The 16,048-nt window shown below is 41.6% G+C and carries 14 protein-coding genes and 11 tRNA genes; 2 read left to right on the top strand and 23 right to left on the bottom strand.

What is annotated here, in order from left to right; all coding sequences use genetic code 11:
* Positions 1 to 102: 102 nt before the first annotated feature.
* The 12 genes from HHO41_RS20070 to HHO41_RS20015 form a co-directional block, all read right to left on the bottom strand.
* Positions 103 to 176, bottom strand: a tRNA-Gly gene (locus HHO41_RS20070).
* A gap of 20 nt (positions 177 to 196) precedes the next feature.
* Positions 197 to 273 (bottom strand) — tRNA-Pro (locus HHO41_RS20065).
* A 5-nt stretch (positions 274 to 278) separates the two neighbouring features.
* Positions 279 to 355, bottom strand: a tRNA-Arg gene (locus HHO41_RS20060).
* 65 nt (positions 356 to 420) lie between these two features.
* A tRNA-Leu gene (locus HHO41_RS20055) sits at positions 421 to 506 on the bottom strand.
* 63 nt (positions 507 to 569) lie between these two features.
* Positions 570 to 654: transfer RNA gene (locus tag HHO41_RS20050), tRNA-Leu, on the bottom strand.
* Positions 655 to 673: 19 nt separating this feature from the next.
* Positions 674 to 749, bottom strand: a tRNA-Lys gene (locus HHO41_RS20045).
* 6 nt (positions 750 to 755) lie between these two features.
* Positions 756 to 830: transfer RNA gene (locus tag HHO41_RS20040), tRNA-Gln, on the bottom strand.
* A gap of 16 nt (positions 831 to 846) precedes the next feature.
* A tRNA-Asp gene (locus HHO41_RS20035) sits at positions 847 to 923 on the bottom strand.
* 65 nt (positions 924 to 988) lie between these two features.
* Positions 989 to 1,060, bottom strand: a tRNA-Glu gene (locus tag HHO41_RS20030).
* Between the two features lie 15 nt (positions 1,061 to 1,075).
* Positions 1,076 to 1,166 (bottom strand) — tRNA-Ser (locus HHO41_RS20025).
* A gap of 7 nt (positions 1,167 to 1,173) precedes the next feature.
* Positions 1,174 to 1,248 (bottom strand) — tRNA-Asn (locus HHO41_RS20020).
* Positions 1,249 to 1,395: 147 nt separating this feature from the next.
* Positions 1,396 to 1,869 carry a SprT family protein gene (locus tag HHO41_RS20015; protein WP_169102056.1) on the bottom strand — a complete coding sequence of 158 codons (474 nt, stop codon included), beginning with the start codon at positions 1,867 to 1,869 and terminating at the stop codon, positions 1,396 to 1,398.
* A gap of 87 nt (positions 1,870 to 1,956) precedes the next feature.
* Between HHO41_RS20015 and cmpA the strand changes: the two genes are divergently transcribed.
* The gene (gene cmpA / locus HHO41_RS20010) at positions 1,957 to 2,070 is read left to right on the top strand and encodes a cortex morphogenetic protein CmpA (RefSeq protein ID WP_169102054.1); all 114 of its coding nucleotides are present in this window, start codon (positions 1,957 to 1,959) and stop codon (positions 2,068 to 2,070) included.
* Between the two features lie 26 nt (positions 2,071 to 2,096).
* Here cmpA and HHO41_RS20005 read toward each other — a convergent pair whose 3' ends face one another.
* The 6 genes from HHO41_RS20005 to acpS form a co-directional block, all read right to left on the bottom strand.
* Positions 2,097 to 4,274 (bottom strand): Tex family protein, encoded by a 2,178-nt coding sequence (locus tag HHO41_RS20005; protein WP_169102052.1) that lies wholly within the window; start codon positions 4,272 to 4,274, stop codon positions 2,097 to 2,099.
* A 525-nt stretch (positions 4,275 to 4,799) separates the two neighbouring features.
* The gene (ndoA, locus tag HHO41_RS20000) at positions 4,800 to 5,150 is read right to left on the bottom strand and encodes a type II toxin-antitoxin system endoribonuclease NdoA (RefSeq protein WP_147535908.1); all 351 of its coding nucleotides are present in this window, start codon (positions 5,148 to 5,150) and stop codon (positions 4,800 to 4,802) included.
* Positions 5,151 to 5,154: 4 nt separating this feature from the next.
* On the bottom strand, positions 5,155 to 5,436 hold the full coding sequence (locus tag HHO41_RS19995) for a YlcI/YnfO family protein (RefSeq protein WP_169102050.1): 282 nt from the start codon (positions 5,434 to 5,436) through the stop codon (positions 5,155 to 5,157).
* 167 nt (positions 5,437 to 5,603) lie between these two features.
* Positions 5,604 to 6,764: an alanine racemase gene (gene alr / locus HHO41_RS19990; RefSeq protein ID WP_169102062.1), complete on the bottom strand. Its 1,161-nt coding sequence runs from the start codon at positions 6,762 to 6,764 to the stop codon at positions 5,604 to 5,606.
* A gap of 215 nt (positions 6,765 to 6,979) precedes the next feature.
* Complete coding sequence (locus HHO41_RS19985; RefSeq protein WP_169102048.1) at positions 6,980 to 7,993, bottom strand: LolA family protein; 1,014 nt, start codon at positions 7,991 to 7,993, stop codon at positions 6,980 to 6,982.
* Between the two features lie 174 nt (positions 7,994 to 8,167).
* The gene (gene acpS / locus HHO41_RS19980; protein WP_169102046.1) at positions 8,168 to 8,533 is read right to left on the bottom strand and encodes a holo-ACP synthase; all 366 of its coding nucleotides are present in this window, start codon (positions 8,531 to 8,533) and stop codon (positions 8,168 to 8,170) included.
* Between the two features lie 363 nt (positions 8,534 to 8,896).
* Between acpS and HHO41_RS19975 the strand changes: the two genes are divergently transcribed.
* Entirely contained in the window at positions 8,897 to 9,643 is a 747-nt protein-coding gene (locus HHO41_RS19975) for a rhomboid family intramembrane serine protease (protein ID WP_169102044.1), read from the top strand.
* A gap of 27 nt (positions 9,644 to 9,670) precedes the next feature.
* Here HHO41_RS19975 and HHO41_RS19970 read toward each other — a convergent pair whose 3' ends face one another.
* The 5 genes from HHO41_RS19970 to hemY form a co-directional block, all read right to left on the bottom strand.
* A complete protein-coding gene (locus HHO41_RS19970; RefSeq protein ID WP_248278552.1) occupies positions 9,671 to 11,119 on the bottom strand; it encodes a PH domain-containing protein in 1,449 nt (482 codons plus the stop codon).
* Entirely contained in the window at positions 11,112 to 11,591 is a 480-nt protein-coding gene (locus HHO41_RS19965) for a PH domain-containing protein (protein WP_169102031.1), read from the bottom strand. Before HHO41_RS19965 ends, HHO41_RS19970 begins: the two co-directional genes overlap by 8 nt.
* 188 nt (positions 11,592 to 11,779) lie before the next feature.
* Entirely contained in the window at positions 11,780 to 13,237 is a 1,458-nt protein-coding gene (gene cshA, locus HHO41_RS19960) for a degradosome RNA helicase CshA (RefSeq protein ID WP_211171257.1), read from the bottom strand.
* 340 nt (positions 13,238 to 13,577) lie between these two features.
* On the bottom strand, positions 13,578 to 14,264 hold the full coding sequence (locus HHO41_RS19955) for an alpha/beta hydrolase (protein ID WP_211171256.1): 687 nt from the start codon (positions 14,262 to 14,264) through the stop codon (positions 13,578 to 13,580).
* Positions 14,265 to 14,593: 329 nt separating this feature from the next.
* Complete coding sequence (gene hemY, locus HHO41_RS19950) at positions 14,594 to 16,015, bottom strand: protoporphyrinogen oxidase (protein WP_169102019.1); 1,422 nt, start codon at positions 16,013 to 16,015, stop codon at positions 14,594 to 14,596.
* Positions 16,016 to 16,048: the final 33 nt, after the last annotated feature.

Below are 16,048 nucleotides of genomic sequence, written 5' to 3'. Positions count from 1 at the left end.
CTCATAAAAGTTACGTTGGCTAGTGTTTTTGACCGAAGTCAATCACACTATAATTTGTTTATTGTTGACGTTTGTTTGTTTAGTTTTCAAAGAGCAATTAATTGGAGCGGGTGATGGGAATCGAACCCACAACAACAGCTTGGAAGGCTGTGGTTTTACCACTAAACTACACCCGCATATTTTATTAAAAATTTCATGGTCGGGAAGACAGGATTCGAACCTGCGACCCCTTGGTCCCAAACCAAGTGCTCTACCAAGCTGAGCTACTTCCCGATATATGGCGCGCCCGAAAGGAGTCGAACCCATAACCTTCTGATCCGTAGTCAGACGCTCTATCCAATTGAGCTACGGGCGCTAATTAAAATGACAACTTTATTATCTTATCAGTATCGAACGTTGTTGTCAACTCTTTTTTTATATTGGTGCGGCCGAGAGGACTTGAACCTCCACGGGGTTGCCCCCACTAGGCCCTCAACCTAGCGCGTCTGCCATTCCGCCACGACCGCATTTATAAAAAGCGACAATCGTTATGATACCACCATTACTCATCCTTAAAAGCAGGTAAATAATGGTGCGGGTGAAGGGAGTCGAACCCCCACGCCTTGCGGCGCTAGATCCTAAGTCTAGTGCGTCTGCCAATTCCGCCACACCCGCATACTTACAAAACAATAAATGGTGAGCCATGAAGGACTCGAACCTTCGACCCTCTGATTAAAAGTCAGATGCTCTACCAACTGAGCTAATGGCTCGAAAAATGGCTGGGCTAGCAGGGATCGAACCTACGAATGACGGAGTCAAAGTCCGTTGCCTTACCGCTTGGCTATAGCCCAACAATATGAAAATAAATGGCGGTCCGGACGGGACTCGAACCCGCGACCTCCTGCGTGACAGGCAGGCATTCTAACCAACTGAACTACCGGACCATATAAAATAGTTAACCAGCCGCAAACCGTCCTTGCCAGCTTTTAACCAGCTAACTATATGCCGATGACCCCTACGGGATTCGAACCCGTGTTACCGCCGTGAAAGGGCGGTGTCTTAACCGCTTGACCAAGGGGCCAATATATAAATTAAATGGCGGAGAAGGAGGGATTTGAACCCTCGCGCCGGTTACCCGACCTACACCCTTAGCAGGGGCGCCTCTTCAGCCTCTTGAGTACTTCCCCAAATAAATGGCTCCGCAGGTAGGACTCGAACCTACGACCGATCGGTTAACAGCCGATTGCTCTACCACTGAGCTACTGCGGAACAGTATTATAGAAGCTTTTGATTTTTTAAAAATCGATATCATCTTATCGACTTTATTTATTATAAAAACTTCAAATCAATTTGTCAACACTATTTTTCTTCGCAACAGAATCATTATCCGCTGCGGAATATTAATATAACATCGCATTAACTGCTTGTCAACTCTTTTACTTTTACTAATTGCCCACGGCATTTTCCACAAACATACTTTGCTGTATTGATTGCACGTTTTCGTTTATAGATTTGCGCACATTCTTTGCAGGCATATATTAAAATTTTCTTTGATTGCACAGTCCTCTTTACTGCTGGTAGCGGTGTACAGAATCTTGGTGCTCCTACTTGCTTTAATAATTGCTTAAACTCCGGATCGCGATGCTGGTATCCCTTACCTTCAAGATGAAGATGATAATGGCACAGCTCATGTTTAATAATTCCGTAGAGCTCCGTTTCTCCAAGTTGCTCAAAATATTTTCTATTTATTTCGATATTGTGAGTTCCTAAAAGATATCGGCCACCTGTGGAACGCAATCTTGGATTAAAAAGAGCAAGATGTCTGAATGGCTTCTGAAAAAATTGAATCGAAATGTCCTCAACTAATTTCTGCAGCTTTTTATTATCCAATCCAAACAACCCTCCTCAATCATCGAACATGACAAACTATTATAACATATATTATTTCAAAGAAATACGATTCGGGAGGTTGTATTTATGCCGACCTGGTTTCAAAAACAAATGCAACGTGCATTTTATGAAAAAAATCGTTATCAAGTAAAACTATTGAACCAATGCTGGTTTTTATACAGAAAAAAACACCGCTCTTAACAAGCGGTGTTTTGCATCAGTTAGAATCATTCATTCGGCGGAAGCATAGTCAATGAAACTCGGCCTTTATTGACATCGACTCCATCCACCCAAACAGTGACAACATCTCCGACAGAAACGATGTCCAGTGGGTGTTTGACAAAACGCTTGCTTAGTTTTGAAATATGAACTAAACCGTCTTGCTTTACGCCAATATCCACAAATGCTCCAAAATCGACGACGTTTCGAACGGTTCCTTGCAGTTCCATTCCAGTTTTTAAATCTTCCATCTTTAGAACATCTTTCTTCAATAATGGTGCCGGAAGCTCATCACGAGGATCCCGCTCCGGTCTCATCAATGCATCGACGATATCGTGTAAAGTAAGCTCACCCATTTCGAGCTCTTCGGCCGTTTGCTTAATATCTAGCTTTGATAAGGCTGATTTCAGTTCTTCACTTCCTAAATCAGCCGTTTTAAATCCTAAGCTTGCCAATAATTGTTTTACTTCTTTATAGCTTTCCGGGTGAATTCCGGTCCGGTCTAAAGGCTCGTCCCCATCGACTACACGTAAAAACCCAATCGCTTGTTCATACGTTTTCGCACCAAGACGTGGGATTTTTTTCAACTGTGTTCGGTTGGAAATTTTACCTTCCTCTTCGCGCTTTTTAATAATATTATTGGCTACCGTTTTTGAAAGACCTGCCACATATTGAAGTAACGAAGATGAGGCAGTATTAACATTTACCCCGACTTGGTTTACAGCTGTTTCAACAACGAAGGTCAATGATTCAGATAGTTTCTTTTGGGAAACATCATGTTGATATTGACCTACGCCAACTGATTTAGGATCAATTTTAACCAATTCAGCTAATGGATCCTGAAGTCGTCGGGCAATCGAAACAGCGCTTCGCTCCTCGACCTTGAAATCAGGAAATTCTTCACGAGCTAGATCGGACGCTGAGTACACACTAGCACCTGCTTCGTTAACGATTAAATAGAAAGTTTCATCCTTCATTTCCTTTAAAATATCAGCAACAAATTGCTCGGATTCTCGGGATGCTGTTCCATTACCAATTGCAACCATTTCAATTTTATATTTTTCTAAAATAGAAATGAATTTCTCCTTGGCTTCTTTTTGTTTCAAAACAGGTGGATGCGGATAGATAACATCAATAGCAAGAACTTTGCCTGTCTCATCAACAACTGCTAGTTTACAGCCCGTACGGTAGGCTGGGTCTAAACCAAGCACAATTTTTCCTTTTAACGGTGGTTGAAGTAAAAGATTACGCAAGTTTTCCGAAAAAATATGAATCGCTTGTCCCTCGGCCTTTTCGGTAAGTTCACTGCGAATTTCGCGTTCAATTGAAGGCTGGATAAGACGCTTGTACCCATCCTCTATCGCTTCTGTAACTATTGATACTGTTATTGAATTGGGGTTTTTTATCCATTTTTTGATTAAATAAGTCTGGATTGCTTCCACATTTGGTTTGACCGCTACGCGAATGATATCTTCCTTTTCACCGCGATTTACCGCTAACACACGATGAGGAACAATTTTTTGAACAGGCTCTTCGTATTGGTAATACATTTCATATACATTTTTCTCGTCTTTTTCCTTATCCTTTACTGAGGTTTCAATCATTCCAGCTTTAACAGTCTCGTGGCGAATCCACTTACGACTTTCCGGATCGTCTGAAATCCATTCAGCGATAATATCCTTCGCACCAGCTAGAGCATCCTCTGCTGTAAGGACCTCTTTTTCTTCCGACAAGAATTCAGTAGCCTTTTCGTCGATATTACCTGTTTGTGGGAAAGTCATAAGCCACTCAGCAAGTGGCTCTAGTCCCTTTTCCTTAGCAATCGTTGCTTTGGTCCGTCGTTTTTGTTTATATGGGCGATACAAGTCCTCCACTTCTTGGAGTTTAGTAGCCCGTTCAATATGAACCTGCAATTCAGGAGTCAGCTTCTCCTGTTCGTCGATTAGTCGAATGACCTCTGCTTTGCGCTGTTCAAGATTTTGTATATACTGCCATCTTTCGATAATATCACGGATTTGGACCTCATCTAATGCACCCGTCATTTCTTTCCGATAACGAGCCATGAACGGAACGGTGTTGCCTTCATTATGAAGATTGATTACGCTACGGACTTGAGTTAGTTTTAACGCTTGCTCAGTGGCAATTTGCTTAATAAATTGCTCTTGTTTATCGATAACTTGTTCCAATCGTACGTCCTCCACATTCTTAATTTTTCCATTAGGATTATTATCTATTGTAGCAAACTTGCACCTTTCTTTGTAATGTGGGCTCATTTGTTGAGCTTCCGGATTTATTAGGGACATAAGGGTCCTTATTTGCATTAATATTGCAATTTTTGATTTTTTGCGGACATAGAGGACCCTATTTAACTATACAACTGCAATATCGCGTGATTTTAGCCATAATAAAGGCTTCTATGTCCGCTTCGAATCGGAAAATAGTCTAATTTTACGAAATAAGGCCTTTTATGTCCCATCACCAACACTTGAATTTGCTTATGCAAACGAGTAGCACGACATGCACACCGCAAACCGTACATCGCACATCGCGCCCAAACACTCCAAAATAAAAAAGACAAACCCACCGGAGGCTTGCCTTTGTGCTGAATCTTTATGTAAAGAACCGACAAACGAATTGTTCGTCGTTCTCTTAGAGTTTTAATAAAAATTGAATCATGACAGAAAAACTATTAAATGAGGTGAATCCTTTTTCTAAAATTCAATGAGTCCTAAACTTACTTGCAAGGCATCATCAACCTTATCCATCATTTCATCATCGAGATGGGTAATTTTATCGGTTAATCGCTGTTTATCTATCGTTCGAATTTGTTCTAGTAGTATAACCGAATCACGTTCAAAACCGTAACGCTTCGCATCAATTTCAACATGGGTAGGCAGCTTTGCTTTTTGTATTTGAGCGGTTATGGCTGCAACAATGACTGTGGGACTGAACCGATTCCCGATGTCGTTTTGAATGACAAGCACAGGACGAACGCCGCCTTGCTCTGAGCCAACAACTGGGGAAAGGTCTGCAAAATAAACGTCACCACGTTTCACAATCAAGAGATTACCCTCCGCTTACTAGGCGTTCTACTGTGTGTTCTGCCTCATATTCTGCTTGAAACATTTCCGAAGCTATCGTTAGATTGATTTTGGCCATTTCCATATAGCCGCGTCTCATCGACTCACGAATCTGTCTTTTCTTTCTTTCGCGAAGGTACATCTTCGTGGCTTGATAAATAAATTCACTACGATTAACGTTTTCCTGTTTTACAAAACCATCCAACTCGGTTAAAAGATGTTGCGGTAATTTTACCATTATCTCTGTTGTTGCGCTGGATTCAGACACAAACATACACCTCCACCATCACTACACACCATTTTTATCTCTATCCCTTTTATATATTACCACTATTTATCCAGAAAGCAAAGGCTATTCGTTTTCCCTTGGAATAATCTATCAGAAAAACAATTTATTATTTTTCACCTATTCATTATCTCCTAATAAATAGCTTTTTAGTCGGCAATCGCATTATAAACGTAGACAGTTTCGCCATTTTGTTTGTAAATGCGCGGAACACGATTAGAAATGATGCATGGAATTTCATAATTAATTGTTTCTGCACGAGCAGCAATTTCATTTACTGAGATTACTTCATTATTTTGCTCGCCAATTAAAGTTACTTTTGTTCCGATCGGAAATTTGTGCGGTAATTTAATCATGCACTGGTCCATGCAAATCCGACCAACGATTGGCATTCTTTTTCCATTTATCAAGACTTCCTGCCCTTTCAACTTCCGAATCCAACCATCGGCATAACCAATTGGGATTGTGCCAATCCATTCATCTTCACAAGCTTCGTAGGTAGCACCATAGCTGACTTTATCACCCTTATGGAGCTTTTTCACATGGATTAACTGCGAATGCAACGAAAATGCTTCATGTAATGGGAACGGCAATTCTGGCTCAATATCTAAAGATGGCGTCAAACCGTACATTGAGATTCCCATTCGAACCGCATTAAAGTTAGCCTCAGAAAATCTTAGTGATGCTGCACTATTGCTGCAATGAATGTATTTTGGCTGCTTGGCTAGCTCGGAAACCATTGCTTGAAACCGTGTAAATTGCAGTTGGAAATAGTCCGTATTGATTTCATCCGCAGTTGAAAAATGAGTAAATACACCTTCGAATTCAAGTCTATTATCGTTATTAATCATTCGCTCCAAAGTTTGTAGTTCCTCATTTGTGCGAATACCAATTCGGCCCATCCCGGTATCAAGCTTAACGTGTATCTTTAATCGATCTGTAGTATTTAGGTAACTTTGCGCTTGTGTTAACCAGTCTGTTTGGAATACCGTTAGAGCTATGTGGTGCTCGGCAGCAATGCATACGTCCTGCGGCCGACTTGCTCCTAGTACGAGAATCGGCGCAGTAATTCCTTTTCTTCTTAGTGATAGCGCCTCATCCAAAAAGGCTACAGCTAAATAGGTGGCGCCTGAAGCAAGCGCAGTTTTGGAAATTTGCACATCACCATGACCATAAGCATTTGCCTTTACAACAGCAATAATCTCCACATCAGCTGGCAGGTGGTTCCTTAATCCTTCTACATTCGCTTTGACGCGGTCTAAATCAATTTCCGCCCAAGTATCCCGATAAAAAAACCCTTGCTCTTCCACACCATTCACTTCCTCTTTCAATACACCGGATATCCATCCTGAATACACTTTACCCCTTTAACGCAGCGGGGGACTGTCCCCCGCTGCGTTAATGCGGTAAAAATGTTCTATTGTTGATTATCGAACTGTATAGTTTTAATGTCAATGAAAACTTTATCGATTAGATTTCGCTAAAAAACAGGCCCGGATGTACGAGCCTGTTGATTGAACTCTTGTTATTTCACTGCGTTTCCTTGGACAGTTCGAGCAATCTCGGTCATTTCTTCAGGTGATAAATCCTTCGAGGCTATGATATAATCAACACCTTCATGAGTCCAGGTGATTTGATTTTCAGTTAAAGCACCGATTGTAAAGCCAAGGTCGACTGGTTCTCCAAGCGCAGAAGATGCCGAAGCAGATGCAGGCATAATTTCAGCCTTCTCCTGTACTAACGTAAATGATTTCTCCCCATCGTACGTTAACACAACTCTTTTTCCATTTTCTGTTTTGATTTCTTTTTCACTAACAAGGCTAACTCCAGGCATTTCAGCTTCCGGATATTTAACCGTAAATGCTTTATCCTTAACATCTCCCATAACCGGTACTTCTAGTTGGGCGCCTGTCATATTTTTTTGCATATCGAAATCTTTTTTGTTAAAGCTAGCATCAAACTTCACCTTTGTAAACTCGACGGTGACCAAGGCATTACGATCAGAGTCCATCACCTTAACACTCACCGGTGATAAATCTTTTTTATTAATAGTGATTTCTTGGAGTGGTAACATTTTATTATTTTGATAACGCGTTTTCGTTTCAAATACAAAATGGGTCTTTGTTGCCTTAAATTTTGCGTTTTTATCTTCAATAATATCTTTGATTAATGATTCGTATAAATACGCTTGGCTGCTGTTTTGTGGCCAATCACTTTGGAAGCGGAAGCTCTTATTTAGTGCTGGCGTTAGGACAAATACACCTTCATCATTGCGGAGAATCATCTGACTCTGATCCTTTTTGGCATTTTTCAAGTTAACTCGATAGAAGGTTGGATCCTTGTGCCAAATCTCCACCTCATACGTTTGCGGCTCCGTTCCCATTTGTAGCGTCATTTTGGCGTCCGCTTTATAAGCAGTTAATTTTCCTAATTTCCCATCTAACTCTTTAACTACATCCTGCTGTGATTTTTGACCACAAGCAGCCAATACCAAAACCATCAAAAGCCCGGCGATAAGCAACAACCAGCTTTTCCTCATTACGTCAACCCCTTCTGTCTCATTCTTCATGATTCTTCAAGAAATAGAGAGCAAGCCCGGAATTAAACAATGACGCAAATTAACGCCCATGTTTCCGCCGCCTAGCCTTGTCTCTCCTATCGCACTATGAATATATGAGACAACCATGAGGAATATGCCGGGGTGATGACAAGCTTAACGTTTTTCCTTTGTTTTTTCGATGACCACTTGAGCCACTGCGTATTGTTCACTGTGAGAAATAGACAGATGAACACCGTCGGCAAATGGCTTAACAATATACGGCTTTCCAAATTTATCTGAAAAAATTTCTATATCGTGGAAGGAGAGACGCTCTCCAATCCCCGAGCCCACCGCTTTTGAAAATGCCTCCTTAGCCGCAAAACGCCCAGCTACATATTCCACTTTGCGTCTCTCCGATAGTGTGAGATATCGATCTTTTTCCGCAGGGGTGAGGACACGGTCGATAAATTTTTGTTGGCGGGTCATCAGCTCTTTAATTCGCTGCAGTTCAATAATATCGATTCCAATACCTTCAATCATTATTTCGCTTCCTTCTATTTATATTAGTACGTGCATACATTAGCTACGAACAAGCTGTCCGATACATTAATTTACTGGATAGTGATATGATGAAACAAAAAGCTAAAGCTCTCAGTCATATTTCTTTTAATTGTAGGCCGTGTTAAACAAGTCTGTTGATTTCCGTTACAGGCGCTTCGCTTTCCGCGGGGCGGGCGGTGAGCCTCCTCGGCGCTTTTGCGCCTGTGGGGTCTCACCTGTCCCGCTGCTCCCGCAGGAGTCTTCGCGCCTTCCACTCCAATCAACTTTGCCAAAAAACAGCATTCTACTTCAACACAGCCTAATAAAAATCATGCTATTCTACACATTCTCAAGGAGGACGTTATGTTTTTTAGAACGGAAAGCTTCCAGCAGTTTATTCGTTATTATCCAATTGTCACTGCTATTATACTCATACATGTTTTATTATATCTAGTCACTACCCTACCATTCTTCCCGGGCGATTATATCTTTTCAATATTAGCTGGGGTAAACCTGTACATCTCCGAGGGTGAGCTATGGCGATTTATTACACCGACGTTTTTGCACAGCGGCTTTGCACATATGTTATTTAACAGCTTTTCACTTGTTTTATTTGGTCCTGGCCTGGAACGCTTGCTTGGCAAGACGAAATTTTTGATGCTTTATTTAGCTGGAGGAATCCTCGCCAATATTGCTACATACTTCGTAAATCCACTATATTATACCCATGTTGGCTCAAGCGGTGCGATTTTCGCTTTGTTCGGGTTTTATATTGCGATTATTGTTTACCGAAAGCATATGTTGTCCCAGCAAAACTCGCAAATTATTTTAACGATTACAGTCATTGGTGTGATCATGACCTTCATTCAGCCAAACATTAACATTTCTGCTCACGTCTTCGGGTTAATTGCCGGTTTTATGATTGGTAGTATCGCCTATTATGACCGTCATAGCAAGCCGAGTTTCGGCATGAGAACTTCTGGAGGTCAGATGAGATTGGGGAAATTCTCCTTTGCAAAAATCAGGCTTGGCTCAGCCTCGAAAGGAAAGTTAATTATTTGGGGCATCATTGCCATCCTGGCCGTATTAGGCTTTTTTAGCCGTTTTTAATAAAACAACAACAACGAAACCCTATCCTTAATCGGATAGGGTCTTCTTTTCATGTGAGTACCATTGGAAAATTTGCTGAGCATGTTCGCTGTCAATATCTACTACCTTAGCATGCGACCCAGCGATTCCCGATACAACGGTAGCTTTAACAGTAGCGAGACTTTTTCTCGCCTGGAGGAAACTTACTTTGTATTCGAGTGCCTGGACTTTATTTTTCTTAAAAAAAACAATATTTTTGTTTAAAGAACGGTATTGAAGTGTTAACTGATTGCCAGTAATATTCCAGCCGATGTCGCGGAAGGACCAATATTGAAGACCACTAATCAAGACTAGCAGCAGCACAGAGAACCATCCCCAAACCGGAAATAACCAAACAGCAATTATCATAATCGGTAGTACACTAAGCAAACCCTTCGATAAATATCTTGGTAACGCTCGCTTAGGTGCGTCAAGCAGCTCAACGTCTAATTGATAATCCGGAAACCACTTCTGCAAAATATTTACAATTCGATTCCGTCGGACCAAGGGTAGTACCATCGTTTGCGTCAGGCCATTCTCATCAAACGAACCCCCGGCATTTTCTAAATAAACTGTCGCAAACCCTAATGGCTGTCGCAGTATATTTTGCGAAATTCGAATTGCCTGAATCCGCTTAAACGGTATCGTTATTTTTCGCTTTTCAATAAGTCCTCTGGAAATGACTAAATCAGCACCATTTTTGACAACAGTAAAGTTAGCGTATTTTAACAGCGTTCCAATTAAGGCGAGGATCCAAACAGCAATAAATACAATCAAAACAAGGATGCTAACAAACACAATCCCATTGGCAATAATATTCTCGAAGCGATGAAACAACCGCTCATAAGGTATCATTTCATTAAATTGCGATACGATGGCAATAATCGCTGAAATGATAACCCCTACTCCTCCTGACGTACACGCTAACACCATCAACTCTTGTGGCGATATTTTGTAGATGAGCTCATCAGCAGCAGTTTGAGCCTGATTCATCATTTCTGGGCTTGATTCTCCAGTTTTAATCGAAGTAAAGATTTGTTGAATTCGGTCTGCCTCTTCCTTTGAAATAGCTGCAAGCTCTGCCTCTGCTTCATTTTTGCTAGCTTGTGCGGCCGTCTCAACCTTCAATTTAACCAAGTGGAAAGGTCTATGGAGGATTCCTTCTGTTTGATTCAAGTTTTGGATTCGTTCAAACGGAATATAACGTTTTTTTCGGACAAAAATTCCAGACTCAATTCGGAGCTCGTCTTCTTCAATTCGGTATGTATAGCGAAGCCAGGTTAAAACGCCATAGATCAAAGCAAATGTGACGAGGCCTATCGGAATGAACAGTGCGCTCCATTCCTTGATTCCCCCACCAAACGCTGTAGAGGCAATAATCGGAAAAATCATTTCCTTTAATTGCTTCAAAAAAGAAGACACTGCAGCAATAGGATGAAGTCGTAGTGGCTTAGACATCCTCATCGGCCACCTTTGTTAATTTTCCAATGTAGTAGCGAAGCTCCTCTGCCTCGTTAAGGTCAAGCGCGGGAATCTTATGTACAGTTGCGGCAGTTGAGATTTCGACTGTTGCTAAGTTATATTTTTTTAAAATCGGGCCTTGGTTCGTATCAACATGCTGAACACGAATCATCGGTACTAATGTCCTTTTGGTAAAAATAACACCGTGTTGTAGCTCAATCTCCGTCTCCCTTACCTCATAGCGCCATCTGCGCCACTTCAATTTCGGCCATACCCAAATGAAAAAATACGAAAGCAAAAGGGCCGGTCCCATCGTAGCTGGAATAATCCATAACGGCCAATCGAAAAAAAGTGTCAACGGAATCGTACTTCCAGATACTAGGATGAGGTCAAATGCATGGATCGCACCATGTATTTTCCAGACAGTTAATGCTCGTTGCGAAATTCTCGTTTGCAGCTCCCTAATCAATCATCCATCCCCCCTAATTCAGTGTTCTAACAATTTAGCAATACACATACACTTAGTATACAGAAATTTGTCTAAATGTGTAAGAATTTACCAAAAATTCATCAAAAACTACAAAAATAAAGCTGTTGAGTATGCTCAACAGCTTATCATTTGATTATTAGGATATATCATCGCTACTCTTGAACGAATTAACGAAATGTTTTAGATGGCTTCGAATCGCGGTGGTGTGTTCGCTTTGCACCAGTGCGGTGATTGGTTGCCCCTTTTTTGCGATTATAATCATTGTTTTTACGGTTGTTGTCGCGTTCGAACGGCTTACGTTCCCGTTTTTGCGGTAACGGTGTTTCTTCGGTTAATTTCACTGGAGTCGTATCTGGCTCCTTCGTTAACATTTTCAATACAGCAGCAACCACAGTGCTTGGATCCTGTTGATCAAGGAGTTCGTCGGCCGCTTGCTTATAGTACTGTAAATTGTTTGCTTCAATCGTTTGAAGGATTTTTTCAACGACTGCCTTTTGCTGTCCTTCGAGCGCTTGATCCAATGTTGGTGGAACCAATTTCTCCATTTTCTTCTTAGTTGTTCTTTCTACAACACCTAAATAGGACTTTTCACGATGGGTTACGAAAGTCATCGCCACACCCGTTTTTCCGGCACGACCTGTACGGCCGATTCGGTGAACATAGCTTTCTGGATCCTGTGGAATATCAAAATTATATACATGAGTGACACCAGAAATATCTAAGCCGCGCGCTGCAACATCGGTTGCTACAAGCACATCGATTGAGCCCTCTTTAAATTTACGCAACACGGAAAGGCGCTTCGCCTGGCTTAAATCGCCATGAATTCCTTCAGCCATATAGCCACGCAAATTTAGTGCTTCTGATAATTCATCAACGCGACGCTTTGTGCGACCAAAAACGATGGCAAGCTCAGGTGATTGAATGTCCAATAATCTTGTCAGCACATCAAATTTGTTGCGCTCTTGAACTTCTACATAAAATTGTTCAACAGACGAAACAGTTACTTCTTTCGTTTTCACCCGTACGATTTGCGGGTCTCTCATAAACGTTTCAGCAATTTTTTGGATTGGCGCTGGCATCGTTGCTGAAAAAAGCAAGGTTTGACGCTCGGTTGGAATTTGTGCCAGAATCGCTTCGATATCTTCAATAAAGCCCATATTAAGCATTTCGTCTGCTTCATCAAGGATCGCAGTATGAACTTGATCTAAGCGAAGTGTTTTACGGTTAATATGATCGATTAAACGACCAGGTGTACCAACGATAATGTGGGGATTTTTTTTCAAAGCGCGAATTTGGCGATTGATGTCCTGACCACCATAGATTGGCAATACACGAGTTCTCTTGCCGTACCCAATTTTATAAAGCTCTTCCGATACTTGGATCGCAAGTTCTCTAGTTGGGGCAACTACAATCCCTTGAATCGCTTCAACATCCTTATTAATCTTCTCAATGAGCGGAATTCCAAACGCTGCCGTTTTTCCCGTTCCTGTTTGAGCTTGTCCAATTAAATCCTTGTTTTCTAAGCTTAACGGGATGGTTTGCGCCTGAATTGGTGTTGCTTCCTCAAAACCCATTTTTTTTATTGATTTCATCATTGCTGGGCTTAGGCCCAAATCTTGAAACATTGTCAATTTATTCAATCTCCTTTTATTCCATTAAACATGTAAAGTTTCATATCTTATTATTGTTATATAAACAATTTCATTTAGCGAGGAAATATTTTTCTCAAAAAAAGACATTCTCCGATTGGATCATGTCTGGTTGTTGGCATTTAGACCTGCTACTATGATGATAATCTTAACACTTTACCTAAGTAAATGCAATTAATTGGATTTCGACCCAAACTGTGGATTTAGCATTTTCAAGTGCGAAGGATTGATTATTTTACGATAATTTGTCAGATTGGGTTAAATTTTGTCTAAATAATCAGAAATATTTTTTTCGTGTGAACGTGGGTTTTCTTGATTATTTTTGTAAAAATTCAAATACCTCACGAAACAGCTTTTCCCGCTCGTCACTATGGCAAATTAAGTGTTTGGCATTCTGATAAAAGATCAGCTTTTTTTGCTCAGCACCAATGGTGGTGTACAGATACTTAGCGCTTTTAGGCGGAACTATGCCATCACATTCACCTTGAGCGATAAAAGTAGGACTATTTATTCCACTTAATAGCGGTCTAACCTTTGTAACTAATGTTCGGAATTGAAAGGTCGCACTGATAGGCGTTTGCGTAATTTTTCGTTTATAGCGGAGGTACAATTCGTTATCCGCTAATCTCCCCTTAAACGAGTCCTTCAGCATTTCCTTCATATCAAGCGCGAGCTGTTTGGGGTTAACATAATACGCAGCTGCACTTAAGAGCACAAGTTTGTCAATTGCATACCGCGCAGCAAGATAGCTGGCGATTAAGCCACCCATTGAAAAGCCAATCACATAGATAGTATCGCACGTTTCCATTAGACCTTGGAGCGCTTTGTCAGCATGGTTAAGCCACTCATCGTAATGGATCCCTTTTAACTCTAATGTTTCACCATGCCCTGGCAATGTCGGCACAGCAAAACGCCAGTTTGTTCGTTCCTGTAGATATTGAACTAATGGGGCAACTTCAAACGGCGCACCGGTAAAGCCGTGTATGCATAAACAACCAATCAATTCCTTCACCACCCAACCATTCGTTACGGTAAACCGTACCATTTCCTCAATTGTAATTTTACCATATCTGCTTTGATTGATTCGTTTCTTTCCATGAAGGGCTGTAATAAATATGGCTGTTGATTTCCGCTCCGGGCGCTTCGCTTTCCGCGGGGCGGGCGGTGAGCCTCCTCGGCGCCTTTTGCGCCTGCGGGGTCTCACCTGTCCCGCTGCTCCCGCAGGAGTCTTCGCGCCCTCCACTCCAATCAACACTGAAAATATCATCATTCTTCCTTAAAACACAGCCTAATAAAAAAGCGGCCATCATTATGATGGACCGCTTAGTTTGGTTATTTTGTTAGAAAATCAAGGACCTTACTTACCGCGCCTTTTCCTTGCGTGATGCAATCAGGAATTCCGACTCCTTCAAATGAAGCGCCGGCAAGATACACACCAGGGAGTTCAGTAGTGAGACCTGCTTTAACCTTCTCCATTCGCTCCTTATGCCCAACCGTATATTGTGGCATCGTGTTATGCCATCTCGTAATGACATGGAATAATGGCTGTTCAGTAATATTCATTGTTTTGTTTAAATCAGTTAAAACCAGCTTAACGATTTCTTCATCGCTAAGGTTTACCGCATCTTGGTCATCCGGTTTTCCGACGTAACAACGCAATAATGCCATTCCTTCCGGGGTAGAGCCTGGCCATTTTTTGTGCGTCCAAGTACACGCCGTAATCCGGAAATCACTATTGCGCGAAACAACAAACCCTGAGCCGTCAATATCCTGCTTGATGGCTGATTTCGGGAAGGCCATTGCCACATTGGCAACCGAAGTCGACGGCATTGCTTTAAAGACATCCATAAATGAATAATCTGAAAGCATTTGCTGAGCGTGGAAATGATCTGTTGTGACAATGACACTGTCAGCCTCTTCGACCTTTCCATTAGCTAATATCACCTGATAGCCTTCGCCATTCGCGCTAGGTGCAATCTTTGTAACGGCTGTACCTTTTACAATTGCCTCGCCTAAACGCTTTTCAAGTTGAACCACAATTTCCTCAAGTCCAGTTGTTAGGGAAATGAACATTCCTTTCCGGGCTGGCTGTTTCTTAGCATTTCCCGCTGGTTTTGGCGGCTTTGGCATCGTTTTTTTCAAACCAATCACGAGACTGCGATGTTCCTGCTCCATTTCATAGAAGTTCGGAAACAACGACATGAGGCTTAAATTATCAATATCACCGGCATAAATTCCAGCCAATAGTGGCTCGATTAAATTTTCAACCACTTCATTTCCTAGTCTTCTTCGGAAAAACTTGCCTAATGATTGATCTTTTTGTGGTTGCCCCTTAGGAAGCACAAAGTCGGCTGCTGCCCGTAACTTTCCAAGTGGTGAAAATAAACCTGATACCGCAAACGGAGTCACTCTGGTCGGTATCCCCATAAAGGAGCCCTCGGGCATCGTATGTAATTTCCCCTTAACGAGGATATAAGATTTTCCAGCTGTGTTGGAAATAACCTTATCTTTTAAGCCTAACTCTTCTATTAATTGAATCCCACTTGATTTCCGGAAAATGATTGAATCGGGACCTTTTTCGACTACAAAGCCATCCTTCTTAACCGTTTGAATTACCCCTCCAACACGATCACTTGCTTCAATTAGGGTAACATCAAGCGGAAGTGACTTCTCGCTCGCTTCCTTCTGCAAATAATACGCAGCAGCTAACCCCGTAATTCCACCACCAACAACAATAACTCGCTTCTTATCCACGCCTGTCCACCTCTCCTACTTTACCACTCTAAA

Origin of the sequence: Bacillus sp. DNRA2 (assembly GCF_012843265.1) — a bacterium.
Classification (GTDB): domain Bacteria; phylum Bacillota; class Bacilli; order Bacillales; family Cytobacillaceae; genus Bacillus_BU.
Note: the sequence above shows the minus strand (reverse complement) of the source record. Positions and strands in the feature narration are given on the sequence as shown.

What these genes read in the sequence shown, in the direction of transcription:
- cmpA (WP_169102054.1), top strand. Translation starts at nt 1,957, where the DNA reads ATGCCGACCTGGTTTCAAAAACAAATGCAACGTGCATTTTATGAAAAA.
- HHO41_RS19985 (WP_169102048.1), bottom strand. Translation starts at nt 7,993, where the DNA reads ATGAGGAAAAGCTGGTTGTTGCTTATCGCCGGGCTTTTGATGGTTTTG.
- acpS (WP_169102046.1), bottom strand. Translation starts at nt 8,533, where the DNA reads ATGATTGAAGGTATTGGAATCGATATTATTGAACTGCAGCGAATTAAA.
- HHO41_RS19975 (WP_169102044.1), top strand. Translation starts at nt 8,897, where the DNA reads ATGTTTTTTAGAACGGAAAGCTTCCAGCAGTTTATTCGTTATTATCCA.
- HHO41_RS19970 (WP_248278552.1), bottom strand. Translation starts at nt 11,119, where the DNA reads ATGTCTAAGCCACTACGACTTCATCCTATTGCTGCAGTGTCTTCTTTT.
- cshA (WP_211171257.1), bottom strand. Translation starts at nt 13,237, where the DNA reads ATGTTTCAAGATTTGGGCCTAAGCCCAGCAATGATGAAATCAATAAAA.